This is a genomic window from Geodermatophilus sp. SYSU D00696 (assembly GCF_054050235.1).
This window is the reverse complement of the sequence record NZ_JBJGYY010000017.1, coordinates 80700-93857: the sequence shown is the minus strand read 5'-3', so window position 1 is coordinate 93857 and position 13158 is coordinate 80700. Positions and strand designations below refer to the sequence as shown.

The 13158-nt window shown below is 77.3% G+C and carries 14 protein-coding genes; 6 read left to right on the top strand and 8 right to left on the bottom strand.

Annotation, left to right across the window (positions count from 1 at the left end; genetic code table 11):
* Nucleotides 1-25: 25 nt before the first annotated feature.
* Nucleotides 26-1066, bottom strand: a complete 1041-nt coding sequence (locus tag ACI79O_RS12880) for an ABC transporter substrate-binding protein (protein ID WP_456889248.1) — start codon at nucleotides 1064-1066, stop codon at nucleotides 26-28.
* 21 nt (nucleotides 1067-1087) lie between these two features.
* On the opposite strand from ACI79O_RS12880, the gene ACI79O_RS12875 reads away from it, so the two are divergent.
* On the top strand, nucleotides 1088-1573 hold the full coding sequence (locus tag ACI79O_RS12875; RefSeq protein ID WP_456889249.1) for a MarR family winged helix-turn-helix transcriptional regulator: 486 nt from the start codon (nucleotides 1088-1090) through the stop codon (nucleotides 1571-1573).
* Nucleotides 1574-1711: 138 nt separating this feature from the next.
* Here ACI79O_RS12875 and ACI79O_RS12870 read toward each other — a convergent pair whose 3' ends face one another.
* Entirely contained in the window at nucleotides 1712-2017 is a 306-nt protein-coding gene (locus ACI79O_RS12870; RefSeq protein WP_456874094.1) for a hypothetical protein, read from the bottom strand.
* 69 nt (nucleotides 2018-2086) lie between these two features.
* On the bottom strand, nucleotides 2087-2665 hold the full coding sequence (locus tag ACI79O_RS12865) for a hemerythrin domain-containing protein (protein ID WP_456889250.1): 579 nt from the start codon (nucleotides 2663-2665) through the stop codon (nucleotides 2087-2089).
* 141 nt (nucleotides 2666-2806) lie between these two features.
* On the opposite strand from ACI79O_RS12865, the gene ACI79O_RS12860 reads away from it, so the two are divergent.
* Nucleotides 2807-3088, top strand: a complete 282-nt coding sequence (locus ACI79O_RS12860; RefSeq protein ID WP_456889251.1) for a hypothetical protein — start codon at nucleotides 2807-2809, stop codon at nucleotides 3086-3088.
* A gap of 12 nt (nucleotides 3089-3100) precedes the next feature.
* Here the strand turns inward: ACI79O_RS12860 and ACI79O_RS12855 are convergent, their stop codons facing one another.
* Nucleotides 3101-4282, bottom strand: coding sequence for an acyl-CoA dehydrogenase family protein (locus tag ACI79O_RS12855; protein WP_456889252.1), 1182 nt, complete (start codon nucleotides 4280-4282; stop codon nucleotides 3101-3103).
* Between the two features lie 165 nt (nucleotides 4283-4447).
* Entirely contained in the window at nucleotides 4448-4954 is a 507-nt protein-coding gene (locus ACI79O_RS12850; RefSeq protein ID WP_456889254.1) for a mycothiol transferase, read from the bottom strand.
* Nucleotides 4955-5049: 95 nt separating this feature from the next.
* Between ACI79O_RS12850 and ACI79O_RS12845 the strand changes: the two genes are divergently transcribed.
* Nucleotides 5050-6081 carry an ion channel gene (locus tag ACI79O_RS12845; protein WP_456874089.1) on the top strand — a complete coding sequence of 344 codons (1032 nt, stop codon included), beginning with the start codon at nucleotides 5050-5052 and terminating at the stop codon, nucleotides 6079-6081.
* On the opposite strand, the gene ACI79O_RS12840 is transcribed toward ACI79O_RS12845, so the two are convergent.
* On the bottom strand, nucleotides 6082-7392 hold the full coding sequence (locus ACI79O_RS12840; protein ID WP_456889256.1) for a serine/threonine-protein kinase: 1311 nt from the start codon (nucleotides 7390-7392) through the stop codon (nucleotides 6082-6084).
* 42 nt (nucleotides 7393-7434) lie between these two features.
* A complete protein-coding gene (locus ACI79O_RS12835) occupies nucleotides 7435-7563 on the bottom strand; it encodes a hypothetical protein (protein ID WP_456874087.1) in 129 nt (42 codons plus the stop codon).
* A 53-nt stretch (nucleotides 7564-7616) separates the two neighbouring features.
* Between ACI79O_RS12835 and ACI79O_RS12830 the strand changes: the two genes are divergently transcribed.
* Nucleotides 7617-10757, top strand: a complete 3141-nt coding sequence (locus ACI79O_RS12830; protein WP_456914336.1) for a carboxyl transferase domain-containing protein — start codon at nucleotides 7617-7619, stop codon at nucleotides 10755-10757.
* 3 nt (nucleotides 10758-10760) lie between these two features.
* Here ACI79O_RS12830 and ACI79O_RS12825 read toward each other — a convergent pair whose 3' ends face one another.
* Nucleotides 10761-11264, bottom strand: coding sequence for a DUF2505 domain-containing protein (locus ACI79O_RS12825; RefSeq protein WP_456889260.1), 504 nt, complete (start codon nucleotides 11262-11264; stop codon nucleotides 10761-10763).
* Nucleotides 11265-11319: 55 nt separating this feature from the next.
* Between ACI79O_RS12825 and ACI79O_RS12820 the strand changes: the two genes are divergently transcribed.
* Nucleotides 11320-11793 (top strand): N-acetyltransferase family protein, encoded by a 474-nt coding sequence (locus tag ACI79O_RS12820; RefSeq protein ID WP_456889261.1) that lies wholly within the window; start codon nucleotides 11320-11322, stop codon nucleotides 11791-11793.
* A gap of 17 nt (nucleotides 11794-11810) precedes the next feature.
* A complete protein-coding gene (locus ACI79O_RS12815; RefSeq protein WP_456889262.1) occupies nucleotides 11811-12641 on the top strand; it encodes a hypothetical protein in 831 nt (276 codons plus the stop codon).
* Nucleotides 12642-13158 lie beyond the last annotated feature (517 nt).

Below are 13158 nucleotides of genomic sequence, written 5' to 3'. Positions count from 1 at the left end.
TGTTTCCATCTGGAAGCACCGGGGGTCAGCCGCGCGGCGGGACCTCCCGGAAGACCAGCCCGTCGGCGCGGGCCAGCCGCGGCTGCGGCGGCCGGACCGGTGTCGCCGCCCGCCCGCCGAGCAGGCCGGCCGCGGTGCGGACGCCGTCGTAGACCCCGCGCGCGTAGGCGCACACGACGGGTGCAGACGGCCCGGCCCGGGCGGCGAGCCGCTCCTGGAGGGCGAGCTGGCCCTCGTCGGCGGCGTCGGCCGCGGCAGCGAAGGAGGGCATGCAGGCGTAGAGCTCGCCGGTGCCGTCGCCACCGACGGCGTAGAGACCGTTCTCCTCCAGCGCCCCCGACAGCCGGACCACCCGCCGGTCGAGGCCGGCGCGGGCGAAGGCGCGGTTGAAGGCGACCAGGTCGCGGCCGACGAGGCTGAGCAGGACGGCGTCGGCCCGGCTGCGGCGGACCAGGTCCAGCGGGGGACCGGGGTCGGCCGGGCCGAAGGGGACCAGCAGCTCGCCGGCGACCTCGGCGCCCAGGTCGCGCAGCACGACGCGGGCGGCGCGGTGCACGGCCTGGGGCCACACGTAGTCGGTGCCGAGCAGCACCCAGCGCCGGGCCCGCCGGTGGCGTACCAGCCAGGCGAGCGCGGCGGCGTGCTGGGACAGCGGGGACGAGCCGATCCGCAGGACGCCGCCGACACTGCGGCCGCCCTCGTGCGGCGGGGTGAAGACGTAGCGGGCCCGGCCCGCCATCGCCGCGGCCACCGCCCGGGACACGTCGCTGGTGGAGAAGCCGACGAGGACGTCGACCGCGCCCGCGGCGTGCAGGGCCGCGGCCTCGGCGGCCACCTCGGCCGGGCCCCGGCCGGCGTCGACGGTGACCAGCTCGACCGGGCGGCCGAGGACGCCGCCGGCCTCGTTGAGCTCCTCGGCGGCCAGGCCCGCGAGGTCGAGCGCCGACGGTGCGGTCATGGCCAGGGGGCCGGACAGCGGGACGGCGAGTCCGACCCGCGCGACACCCGGGGTGCGGCCGGTGAGGGCGGCCTCCCAGGCGTCCATCGGGACGGTCGGTCCGGGCACCGTCTGAGTATGGTGCGGACCATGCCGGTCGAGCAGCGGGCCACGGGTTCTCGCGTGCCGTCGGCGACCGGGCCCTCCCTCGTCGAGCTGCTGACCGTCGTCGCCCGTCGGGTCGCCCGCGGCGTCGCCACGGTGCTCGCCGAGGACGGCGCGACGCTCGACGCGTACCGCGTGATGCGGGCCCTGGGTGACGGGCCCGGCCGCACGATGGGGGAGCTGGGCACGGCGCTGTCGATGCCGGCGCCCACCGTCACCCGGCTGGTCGACGGGCTGGTCGACGCCGCGCTGGCCTACCGGCTGCCCGACCCCGGCGACGGCCGGCGGGTGCGGGTGCACCTGTCCGCCCGCGGCCGCACCCGGCTCGACCGGCTCGAGGCGCTGGTGCGGGCGCACGAGTCGGCGCTGGCGGCGGAGCTGGGCGCCGACCGGGTGCGCGCGCTCGTCGCCGCGCTCACCGACCTCGCCGGCCCGCCCGACTGGTCCGCCGAGGTGGCACGGCACCGCTGAGGCGGACGGCCGCCGTGTTGATCATCGGATGGGTGCACGCGACACGCGCGGACACGCCGGTGCGGGCGGCACACATCCGATGATCGACAACCGGTCCGATGATCGACACGCGGCGCCGGACACGCGGCGCCGCCGGGCTCACTCGGCCGGCGGGAGGATCCGCGGGACGAAGACCTCGTCGATCGGTCGCGGCCCGACGTACTGCCGGCAGGTGCAGGGCACCCAGGTGTGACCGGCCCAGCGGCCGCGCTTGTCGTAGGCGTCGCGGCGCAGCTCGGCGTAGCAGGTGTTGGTCTCGGTGTCGTGCTGGCTGAGCGCGTGGCCGCAGCCGCACAGCGGGACCGGGTTCGGCGGGGGAGCGGCGGGACGGCGGCGTCCGAGCCGCCCGGCCACGAACCCGGCGACCAGCAGCGCCGCACCGACCACCAGGCTGACTGGTTCCACCGGAGACCCCTCCCACCGCGTCGACCTCCCGACGGTAACGCCGGGAGGGCGACGGCGGTGCCGGACGGCTCAGGTGTCCTGCTTGCCCCGCCCGCTGACGGCGTCGCGCAGGTGGTCGATGAGCGCGGCCACCGGGCCCAGGGCCGTCCGCACGGGACCCTCGTTGGGTACCGCCGGGTGCGGCCGGGTGGGGGCGATCGTCTTGATCCGCTCGACCTGCTCGGCCATGCGCACCAGCTCCGCCCGGTCGAACGAGGCCCGCAGTTCGGTGAACATGCGGCCCTCCTCGTGCTCGACGTGCGTGCGGATCTCGCGGATCAGCGTGCGGATCTCGGTGTCGTACCGCTCGTCGGACGGGTCGAGCCGCTCGAGCTCCTTCATGGTGTGCTCGGCGAGGTCGTGCTCGTGCTTGGCGCGCTCGGCCTCCTCGGCGTCGACCTCCTCCTGCACCCGCGGGTAGACCTGCGTCTCCTCGGCGACGGAGTGCTTGACCAGGCCGATGCTGACCTCGTCGACGAGGGCGCGCTTGCGGGCGAGCGCGTCGGGGTCTGTGCTGCCCATGAGCTGCTCGAGCTCCTGGAAGATGCGGTCGAACTCGCGGTGGTCGGCGCTGAGCAGGTCCACCACGTCGCGCTGGGTCTCGGTCACGGTGTCTCCCGGCTGGTCGGGCTCGGTCCCCGCGGCTGGGGAGGCCCCGACCGTTCCCCGAGCCCCGCCCGGGCACACCCACGGGACGGGGCCGCCCGCGCGCGGGTTTCGGCGGGACGGGACGCGGGGCACAGCAGGCCCGTGGAGTCCTACGCGGCCGGGCTCGCCCGGCCGGACCGGTGGACGCGGGGCCGGCCGGCCGGACAGCGCGCGCCCTGGCACGCCGTCGAGGCGCACCGCCCGCCCACCGAGCTCGACGGCGAGGTCGAGCTGGCGCTGTGCGGCGCGATCGTCCACGTCGAGGGCGGACGGCGCTGGGACCACGTCGGCGCCGGGCCCGCCGGCTGCGCCGAGTGCCGCCGGCTGTCGGGCCTGTCCCGGTCGGTCGAGGCCGGTCCGGCGCAGTTCAGCCGGGCGCGCTGAGCCCCCGCCCGGTCAGCGCCGCCGACCGCTGATCGCCGACAGACCGGTGATCTCGCGGCCGACGATGAGCGCCTGCACGTGGTCGGTGCCCTCGAAGGTGTAGATCGCCTCGATGTCGGCGTGGTGCCGCGCGATGTGGTGCTCGAGCAGGATCCCGTCGCCGCCGAACAGGTCGCGGGCGTCGGCCACGATCTGCCGGGCGGTGGCGCAGCAGTGCCGCTTGGCCAGCGACGCCATCGCCGCGGTCATCCGGCCGGCGTCGGCGAGGGTGGACAGCCGCCAGCACATCAGCTGCATGTTCGTGATCTCGGCGAGCATCGTGGCGAGCTTCTCCTGCACCAGCTGGTAGCCGGCGATGGGTGCGCCGAACTGCTCGCGGCCCAGGCAGTGCGCCAGCGCCAGCTCGTAGGCGGCCATGGCGACACCCAGCGCCCGCCAGGCCACGGTGTAGCGGGTGCGGTCGAGGATGGTGGAGACGTCCTTGAACGACCGGCAGTTCTCCAGCCGGTTCTCCGCGGGCACGCGGGCGCCGTCGAGGGTGATCTCGGCCTGCCACACCGCGCGCAGCGCCGTCTTGCCGGTCATGACCCGCGCGGTGAACCCGGGCGTGCCCTTCTCGACGACGTAGCCGCCGACCTGGCCGTCCTCCCCGCGCGCCCAGACGAGCACGTAGTCGGCGATCGAGCCGTTGCCGATCCACTTCTTCTGGCCGTCGAGGACGTAGCAGTCGCCGTCGCGGCGGGCGCTGGTCTCCAGGGCGACGGCGTCGCTGCCGTGCCGGGGCTCGGTCAGCCCGAACGCGCCGATCTTCTCCATCCGCGCCATCGGGGGCAGGAACCGCTCGCGTTGCTCCTCCGAGCCCAGCAGCGCGATCGACTGCATGGCCAGGAAGCTGTGCACGCCGTTGAACGTGCCGATGCTGCCGTCGGCGCGCGCCAGCTCGGCGGCGACCAGCCCGGCCGCCACCGCGCTCATGCCCGGCGACCCGTAGCCCTGCACCGTGCCGCCCGCGATGCCGAGCGCGGCGAAGCCGGGCACCAGCTCGAAGGGGAACTCGGCGCGCTCCCAGTAGTCGTTGATGCGCGGGGTGACCTCCTTGGCGCACCAGTCGGCCACCCGGTCCCGGATCTCGGTGTCCGCGGGGTCGAGCAGCTCCTCGAGGGCGTAGAAGTCGGTGCGCGCGGTCTCGGTCACGCGCCGACGCTACGCGCGGAGCGGGCGTCCTGCCGGGTGTGCTACCGGGCGTGCGGGGCTGGGAGCCCCCGCTGCCGGATGAGCACTCGCGGCTGCTCGACACGGCGTGGCGGCGCGTGTCGCCGACCGCGACTGCTCACTCGGGTCCCCACCCCGTGCGGGAGCTCAGGCGCCGAGCAGCCCCCGGGCGTAGGCCGCCTGGCCCACGTGCTGCAGGTCGTCGGAGAGGACGCTGACCAGCCGCACGCCGAGGGTGACCGGCGGGTCCCAGCGCTCGTCGACGACGCGGTCGAGGTCGTCGTCGGACAGCCCGCCCAGGAACCCGTCGCTGCGGGCGGCCACCGCGTCGGCGTACTCGAGGAGCAACTCGGTGGAGGGCACGCGCACCGCGGCCACCTCCTCCGGGGACATGCCGTAGCCGGTGGCGGCGTCGTCGACCGGCAGGCCGAAGCGGGCGGCGAAGCCCTGCGCCGTCCACACCTCGGGCGTGCCGGCGACCTCGGCGAGGTGGTCGTCCTGCACGCGGAGCAGGTGCCAGGCCAGCCAGCCGACCGGGTTGGCGTCGGGACCGGGCCGGTGCGCCAGCTCCTCCGGGGACAGGCCCTCGAGGGCGCGGTGCAGCGTCTCGCCGATCTGGGCGTAGGCGTACCGGAGGAGGTCGGAGGTGCGCATGCCCCGGCGCTACCCGTCCCGCTCGCGGGGGACGCCCGCGGCGGCGGCCCGACGGTAGGTTGCGGTGTCCACCCGCCGTCCGAGGGAGTCCCGCGTTGCCGTTCCTGCTCCAGCGGCTGCTGCGTTCCCTCCGGACCCGGCTGTCGGGTTGGCGCCTGCCGCTCGCCGTCGCCCTCCTGGTCTTCCTGACCAGCTGGGCGGCGATGGCGCTGGTCGAGCCGGCCGACAGCGGCCTGGCCGCCCCGGCCAACTACTGGTGGTTCTTCGTCGTCACCGCCGCCACCGTCGGCTACGGCGACCAGTTCCCCGTGTCCTTCGGCGGCCGGGTCGTCGGCGCCTACGTCATCGTCGGCGGGATCGTCACGCTGACCCTGCTGTTCACCGAGCTGGCCACCGCCCTGCAGACCACGCGGGGCAAGCGGCTGAGAGGAGTGGTCGGCCTGGACCTCCGGGACCACGTCGTCGTCCTGGGCTACACGCCGGGGCGGACCGAGCGGATCGTCGCCGAGCTGACCGTCGAGCCGGGCACGCGGATCGCGCTGTGCGCGCACGACGACGTCCCGGTCAACCCGATGCCCGAGGAGCCGGCGGTCTCCTTCGTCCGCGGTGACCTGACGCACGCCGACGTCATGACCCGGGCCGGGGTGGCCCGCGCCCGCACGGTCGTGATCGACGGCCGCGACGACAACGAGACGCTCGCCATCGCGGTCGCCGTCGACCACGCCAACCCCGACGTCCACATGGTGGCCGCGGTGCGTGACCTCGGCCGGCGCGTCACCCTGCGCTACGTCAACCCCGGGGTGCAGGTGGTGCAGTGGCACATGCCGTTCCTGCTCTCGGAGGAGGCGGCCGACCCGGGGCTCACCGCGGTCTACAACGAGCTGATGACCGCCGGCGGGCACGGCAACACCTACTCCGTGCGGGTGCCGGCCGGCCTGTCGCACCGCGCCTTCGGCGACTGGCAGACCGCCTTCGGCCGCGACCACGGCGCCACCGTGCTCGCCCTGCGCACCACCGATGGCCTGGTCGTCAGCCCCTCCTGGGACACCCCCGTGCCGGAGGGCGCCACGCTGTACTACGTCGCCGCCCACCGGCTCGACCCCGCCCGCCTCGCCCAGCGGGGCTGATCACCAGAAGCCGAGGAGGGCGGCGAGCAGCGCCACCACCCCGCCCAGGGCGGCCAGCACGGCGAGCACGGTCACGACGACCGGCACGACCACCCAGCGCCGCTTGAACCGCCGGCGCCGCGGCACGGGCGGTGCCGCCCGTCCCCGTCCCCGGCTCCGGCCCGGCGCGGGCGGCGCCGTCCGCCCGCGGCCGCGCACCGGTGCGGGCGGCGGTGCCTGCGGCGGGGGAGTCGGCGGGGCGGCGGCGCGCGCCTTCTGCTCGGCCCGCTCCCCGGACCTGCGCTCCCTGCGCTCCTTGCGTTCCCGGCGCTTGTCGGCGAGGTAGCGGGCCTGGTCGCGGGCGTCGCGGGCGACGGTGCCGATGACCGAGGCCAGGGCGCGCAGGTCGTCGAGGTCGAAGCGCTCGACCTGGCCGCCCAGCGACGGCGCGCCCTCGGCCGGGGGACCGCCGGGCGCGGGCGGCGTCCAGGCCGGTCCCGGCCCGGCGCCGGCGAGGGCGTCCCGCAGGCCGGCCCGCGCGCGGGCGACGTCCCACCGCTGGGCGGGGTCGCGGGTCAGCAGCCCGTGCAGGACCGGGGCCAGCGGACCGGCCCGCTCGACCGGCGCGGGATCCTCCTGGACGACGGCGAGCAGCGTGGCCATCGGCTCGGGCCGGTCGAAGGCGAGCCGGCCCTCGGCCGCGGTGTAGAGGGTCGCGCCCAGCGACCACAGGTCGACGGCGGGCCCGGGCTCCTCGCCGCGCGCCCGCTCGGGCGACATGTAGGCCGGTGAGCCGAGGATGGCGCCCGACGTGGTGATCGACGAGTCGCCGGTGGCCGTCGCGATGCCGAAGTCGGTCAGGTGCGCCGAGCAGTCGGCGCCGACGAGCACGTTGGCCGGCTTGACGTCGCGGTGCACGATCCCCGCCGCGTGCGCGGCCTCCAGCGCGTCGAGGACGTCGAGGCCGATGCGCGCCACCGTGCGCCACGGCAGCGGACCCGAGCGCTGCACGATCTCCTGCAGGCTGCGGGACTCGACCAGCTCCATCACCAGCCAGGGCCGGCCGTCCTCCTCGACGACGTCGTAGAGGGTGGTGACGCAGGGGTGCACCAGCCGGGCCGCCGTGCGGGCCTCGCGCAGGGTCCGCAGGCGCAGCGACTCGCGCTCCTCGTCGCTGAGGTGCGCCGGGAACACGATCTCCTTGAGGGCGACCGGCCGGCGCAGCACCTGGTCGGTGGCGCGCCACACGACGCCCATGCCACCTCGCCCGATGGTCTCGGTCACCGCGTAACGCCCGGCGACCAGGCGTCCGGTCCCGGTTTCGGCGGACATACGAGAACGCTACGCCCGGGGACGGGTCGGCGTCCTCCCCGCTCAGGCCGGGTTCGCCGGCTCCTCCGGGTCGCTGCGCGCCTCGAGGTCGTCGGCGACCTGCTGGGTCTCCATCTCGACGGCGATGTCGCGCGGCTGGGGGGCGTCGGGCTCGGTCGGCGGTGTCGTCATGACCGGCAGCCTGCCCCGGATCGCGCCGGCGCGCTCCCTAGACTCCGGCGACCGTGAGCGTCACCCGGCTGCTGGTCGCCAACCGCGGCGAGGTCGCCGTCCGCGTGCTGCGGACCGCGGCCGCGCTGGGCCTGTCCACCGTGGCGGTGGCTCCCGAGGACGACGCCGGGAGCCTGCACGTGCGCCGCGCCGACGACGCCGTCCGGCTGCCCGGCACCGGCCCGGCCGCCTACCTCGACGTCGCCGCGGTGGTCGGCGCGGCCGTGCGCGCCGGTGCCGACGGCCTGCACCCGGGCTGGGGGTTCCTCGCCGAGAGCCCGCGGCTGGCCCGAGCCTGCGCCGACGCCGGGCTCACCTTCGTCGGCCCGGACGCCGGCGTGCTGGCGCTCTTCGGCGACAAGACCCGTGCCCGCGACCGCGCGGCCGGGCTCGGCGTGCCGGTGCTCGCCGCCACCGGCGCCGACCCCGGCCCCGACGAGGCCGCGGCCTTCCTGGCCGGCGGCCCGGTGATGGTCAAGGCACTCGCCGGGGGCGGCGGGCGCGGCATGCGGCCCGTGCACGACGCCGCCGCGCTGCCCGCGGCCCTGGAGCGCTGCCGGTCGGAGGCGCGGGCGGCCTTCGGCGTCGGCGCCGTCCACCTCGAGCGGCTGCTCACCGGTGCCCGGCACGTCGAGGTGCAGGTGGCCGGCGACGGCGCCGAGATCGTGGTCCTCGGCGACCGGGACTGCTCGCTGCAGCGGCGCCGGCAGAAGCTGGTCGAGGTGGCGCCCGCGCCGGCGCTCGGCGCCGACCTGCGCGGCCGCCTCGCCGCGTGGGCGACGGCGCTGTGCGGGTCGGCGGGCCTGCGCGGGCTGGCGACGGTGGAGTTCCTCGTCCGCGGCGACGAGGTCGCCTTCCTCGAGGTCAACCCGCGACTGCAGGTCGAGCACACCGTCACCGAGGAGGTCACCGGCCTCGACCTCGCGGAGGTGGGCATCCGGCTGGCCGAGGGCGCGACGCTGGCCGGCCTGGGGCTGCAGACCCCGCCGCCGGTCCGCGGCGCCGCCGTCCAGGCGCGGGTCAACGCCGAGACCCTGCTCCCCGACGGCACCGTGCGGCCGGGCACCGGGGTGCTCGAGCGGTTCGTCCCGCCGACCGGGCGCGGCGTGCGGGTGGACACCGCCGCGGTGCCCGGCACCGAGATCGGCCCCCGCTACGACTCACTGCTGGCCAAGGTCGTCGTGCACGACCGCGACCTCCCGCGGGCGCTGGCCGGCGCCGCCCGGGCGCTGGCCGAGCTCGACGTCGCCGGCGTGCCCACCACCGCCGGCCTGCTCGCCGCGCTGGTCGCCCTGCCCGAGGTCGCCGAGGGGCGGGCGGACACCGACCTGGTCGACGCGCGCCTGGCCGAGCTGGTGCCCGAGCCGGCCCCGGAGCACCCCACCGGGCCCGCCGTCGACGGCGTCCTGCCGGTCACCGCACCGCTGTCGGGGGCGGTGGTCGAGGTCGCCGCAGCCGAGGGCGACGCCGTCGCCGCCGGGGCCACGCTGCTGGTGCTCGAGGCCATGAAGATGGAGCACGTGGTGGCCGCGCCGGTCGCCGGCGTGGTCACCGGCCTGACGGCGCGGGTGGGTGACGTCGTCACCGCGGGGACCGTGCTCGGCGGGGTCCTCGCCGGCGAGGTCGACGACGCCGCCGGCAGGCCGGGCGAGGACGACCCGGACGCGGTCCGCCCCGAGCTCGCCGAGCTGCACGAGCGGCGGGCCGCCACCCTCGACGCGGCCCGGCCCGACGTGGTCGCCCGCCGGCACGACGCCGGGCGGATGACCGCGCGGGAGACGGTGGCCGCGCTGGTCGACGAGGGCACCTTCGTCGAGTACGGGCAGCTGGGCATCGCCGCGCAGCGGGCGCGCCGGTCGCTGGCGGAGCTGGTCGCCCGCACCCCCGGCGACGGGATGGTCACCGGCATCGGCGAGGTCGGCGGCGTCCCCTGCGCGGTGCTGGTCTACGACTACACCGTGCTGGCCGGCACCCAGGGCCGCACCAACCACCGCAAGACCGACCGGCTGCTCGAGGTCGCCGCCGAGCGCGGGCTGCCGGTGGTGCTCGTGGCCGAGGGCGGCGGCGGGCGGCCCGGCGACACCGACGGCGGTGGCTTCTCCCGGCTCGACGTCCCGACGTTCACCACGATGGCGCGCCTCGCCGGGAGGGTGCCCACGGTCGCCGTCGTCTCCGGGTACTGCTTCGCCGGCAACGCCGCGCTGGTGGGCTGCTGCGACGTCGTCGTCGCCACCGAGGACAGCAGCATCGGCATGGGCGGCCCGGCGATGATCGAGGCCGGCGGCCTCGGCGTCGTCGCTCCCGGCGACGTGGGGCCGACGGCGGTGCAGGCGGCCAACGGCGTGGTCGACGTCGTGGTCGCCGACGACGCCGCCGCGGTCGCCGCCGCCCGGCGCGCGGTCGGGCTGCTGGCCGGGCGGGTCGAGCCGGGGGAGGCCGCCGACCAGCGGTCGCTGCGGACGGCGCTGCCGGCCAACCGGGTGCGCAGCTACGACGTGCGGCCGGTGGTCACCACGCTCGCCGACGCCGGCAGCGTGCTGGAGCTGCGCCCCGCGTTCGGCCGCGGGATCGTCACCGCCCTCGCCCGGCTGGGCGGGCGGCCGGTGGGGTTCCTGGCCAACGACCCGCGGCACCTCGGCGGCGCGATCGACGGCGAGTCGGCGGACAAGGCGGCGGCGTTCCTGCGGCTGTGCGGGTCGGCCGGGCTGCCGGTGGTGTCGCTGGTCGACACCCCCGGCTTCATGGTCGGCCCGGAGTCCGAGCGCACCGGCACCGTGCGGCGCTTCGGCGGGCTCTACGTCGCCGGGGCGCAGCTGCCGGTGCCGCTGCTCGCGGTGGTGCTGCGCAAGGCCTACGGCCTGGGGGCGATGGCGATGCTCGGCGGCGACCTGCAGGCCCCGCTGCTCACGCTGGCCTGGCCGACCGGCGAGTTCGGGCCGATGAGCCTGGAGGGCGCCGTCCGGCTCGGGGCGCGGCGCGAGCTGGAGGCGCTGCCGGCCGACGCCCGCGAGGCCCGGTTCGCCGAGCTGGTCGCGCAGTCCTACGCGCAGGGGCGGGCGCTCAACGTCGCGTCGGCGTTCGAGGTGGACGACGTCGTGGACCCGGCCGACACCCGCGAGGTGCTAGTGCGCGCGCTGGCCGGGCTCGCCGGGTGACGCTCAGCCGCCCTCGCCCAGGCGGCGCTGCAGCACCTCGTGCTCGCGGCGCAGCACGACCTGGGTGACCAGGTCGCGCACGGCCGCCTCGGCCTGCCGGCCGATGAGCGGGGCGTCGACCTTCGCGTCGCCGGTGACCGTGGCGCGGGTCCCGCCGTCCGCGGGCGTCAGCCGCCGGGCGCAGGTGACCCGGGCCTCGCGGCCCATGATCTCGGCGCGCAGGTCGAGGTCGCCGCGGTAGCCGCCGTCGCCGTCGGGGCGCCAGGTGGTGACCTGCGAGACCGGCACGGTGCTGCCGACGAAGCGGGCGAAGACCGGCGGGATGCCCGTCGTGGGCGCCGACAGCCGCATCCGCGTGGTGGTGCCGGCTCCCTCCGTGCGGCTCGACACCTCCTGCACCTGCGCCTCCAGGGCCTGGGCGACCTCGCGCAGGAGGGACTCGTCGGTGAGGACGGCGAGGACGCGCTCGGGGTCGGCGGGGTAGGTGGTGGTGACGTCGATGGGCACGGCTCATCCTCGTCCGGGCGGACCCGCGCCCGCTCGCCGGGGTCACACTGCCGCGGTGGACGAGGTGGTGATCCGGCCGGCGGAGCCGGGGGACGCGGCGGCGGTCGCCGCGGTGCAGGCGCGCGCGGGGCGGGCGGCCTGGTCGTCCTTCCTCGGCGACGTCCTGGCCGAGCCCGACGTGCCGCTGTGGCGGGAGCGGGTGACCGCGCCGGGGTTCCTGGTGGCCGAGCGCGGCGGCGCCGTCGTCGGCTTCGCGCGGGCCGACGACGCCACCGGCGAGGTGACGCTGCTCTACGTGGACCCCGTCGAGCAGGGGAGGGGCACGGGGCGCGCGCTGCTGGCCGCCGTCCTCGACCGCCTCCGCCGGGCCGGGTGGGACCGCGCCCGGCTGCGCACCGAGGAGCGCAACACCGGTCCGCGGGCGTTCTACGAGCGGGCCGGCTGGCGCCCGACGGGTGAGGTGCTCGAGCGCGAGTGGGCCGGCCACCGGCTGCGCGAGGTCTGGTACGCCACCGACCTGCGCCGGTAGCGCGCCCGGGTCAGGGAGTGGCCGGCGCGGGCTCGGCCGGGGTGCAGGGCACGGGCTCGCCGGTCACGGGGTCGGTCGCCGGCGGGGGCGGCGGGGTGGCCGCCGGGTCCGCGGGCGCGGGCACCTCGCACGCCGGCTCGGTGGGCTCGGCCGTCGGCGCCGGAGCGGGCTCGGGCGCCGGCGCCGGCGCCGGAGCGGGCTGGGGCGCCGGCGTCGGCTCGGGTGTCGGCTCGGGGGTCGGCTCCGGCGTGGGTTCCGGGGTGGGCTCGGGCGTGGGTTCCGGCGTCGGCTCCGGTGTCGGCTCGGGGGTCGGCTCCGGCGTGGGTTCCGGGGTGGGCTCGGGCGTGGGTTCCGGGGTGGGCTCGGGCGTGGGTTCCGGCGTGGGCTCCGGCGTGGGTTCCGGGGTCGGATCGGGCGTCGGCGGCGGTGTGGTCGGCGGCGGTGTGGTCGGCGGCGGTGTGGTCGGCGGCGGTGTGGTCGGCGGCGTGGTGGTCGGCGGCGTGGTGGGTGGCGCCGGCGTGGTGGACGGCGGCGGTGTGGTGGACGGCGTCGTCGACCCCGTGGGTGTGGTGGACGGTGCCGCAGTCGACGGTGCCGTGGTCGACGGTGCCGTGGTCGACGGTGCCGTGGTCGACGGTGCCGTGGTCGACGGTGCCGTGGTGGACGGTGCCGTGGTGGACGGTGCCGTGGTGGACGGTGCCGTGGTGGACGGTGCCGTGGTGGACGGCGCGGTGGTCGACGGCGCGGTGGTCGACGGCGCGGTGGTCGACGGCGCGGTGGTCGACGGCGTGGTCGACGGTGCCGCGGTGGACGGCGCAGCGGTCGGCGACGGCGGCGACGTGGTGTAGGTCCCGGTCGAGGGCGCGGCCGCCGGCGTGCTCGGGAGACCGGCCGCGGGAGCGGTCGTCGTCCCGGCGGTCGCCTCGGCGCGCAGGTACCGGTCCAGGTCCTCGGTGAACGGCGGGAACGGGTCCTGGGGCACCAGGGCCGCCCAGTCGACCACCGGCGCCTCCGGCGGCGCGGGTGCCCACCCCTCCTCGAACCCGGGGGCGAGCACGCCGATGCTCGGCAGGGCGAGCGGCCCGGCGCCAGATGCCGGCTCGGGCGTGGGGCGGTAGACGTCGCCGGCCGGCGCGGTGTCCTCTCCGCCCCGTTCCGCGCCGGGGACGGCCGACGTCGCGGACAGGGCCGCCGCCACCCCGAGCGCACAGGCGCTCGCTCCGACAGCCGGGATGAGGCGGGCCGAGCGGATCCCTCGCCGTGACCTGTCCACTGCGCTCCCCCCTGAGCTGCCGGACGACCGGGTGGGACATGGTGACCCGGACGGTTCCGCCCCGTCTACGGGAGCCCGCGCGTCGAGTCCGC

Excerpts from the sequence above, each read along its gene's own strand:
- ACI79O_RS12835 (WP_456874087.1), bottom strand. The coding sequence starts at position 7,563 with ATGACGACACCGCCGACCGAGCCCGACGCCCCCCAGCCGCGCGACATC.
- ACI79O_RS12850 (WP_456889254.1), bottom strand. The coding sequence starts at position 4,954 with ATGCGCACCTCCGACCTCCTCCGGTACGCCTACGCCCAGATCGGCGAG.
- ACI79O_RS12875 (WP_456889249.1), top strand. The coding sequence starts at position 1,088 with ATGCCGGTCGAGCAGCGGGCCACGGGTTCTCGCGTGCCGTCGGCGACC.
- ACI79O_RS12840 (WP_456889256.1), bottom strand. The coding sequence starts at position 7,392 with ATGTCCGCCGAAACCGGGACCGGACGCCTGGTCGCCGGGCGTTACGCG.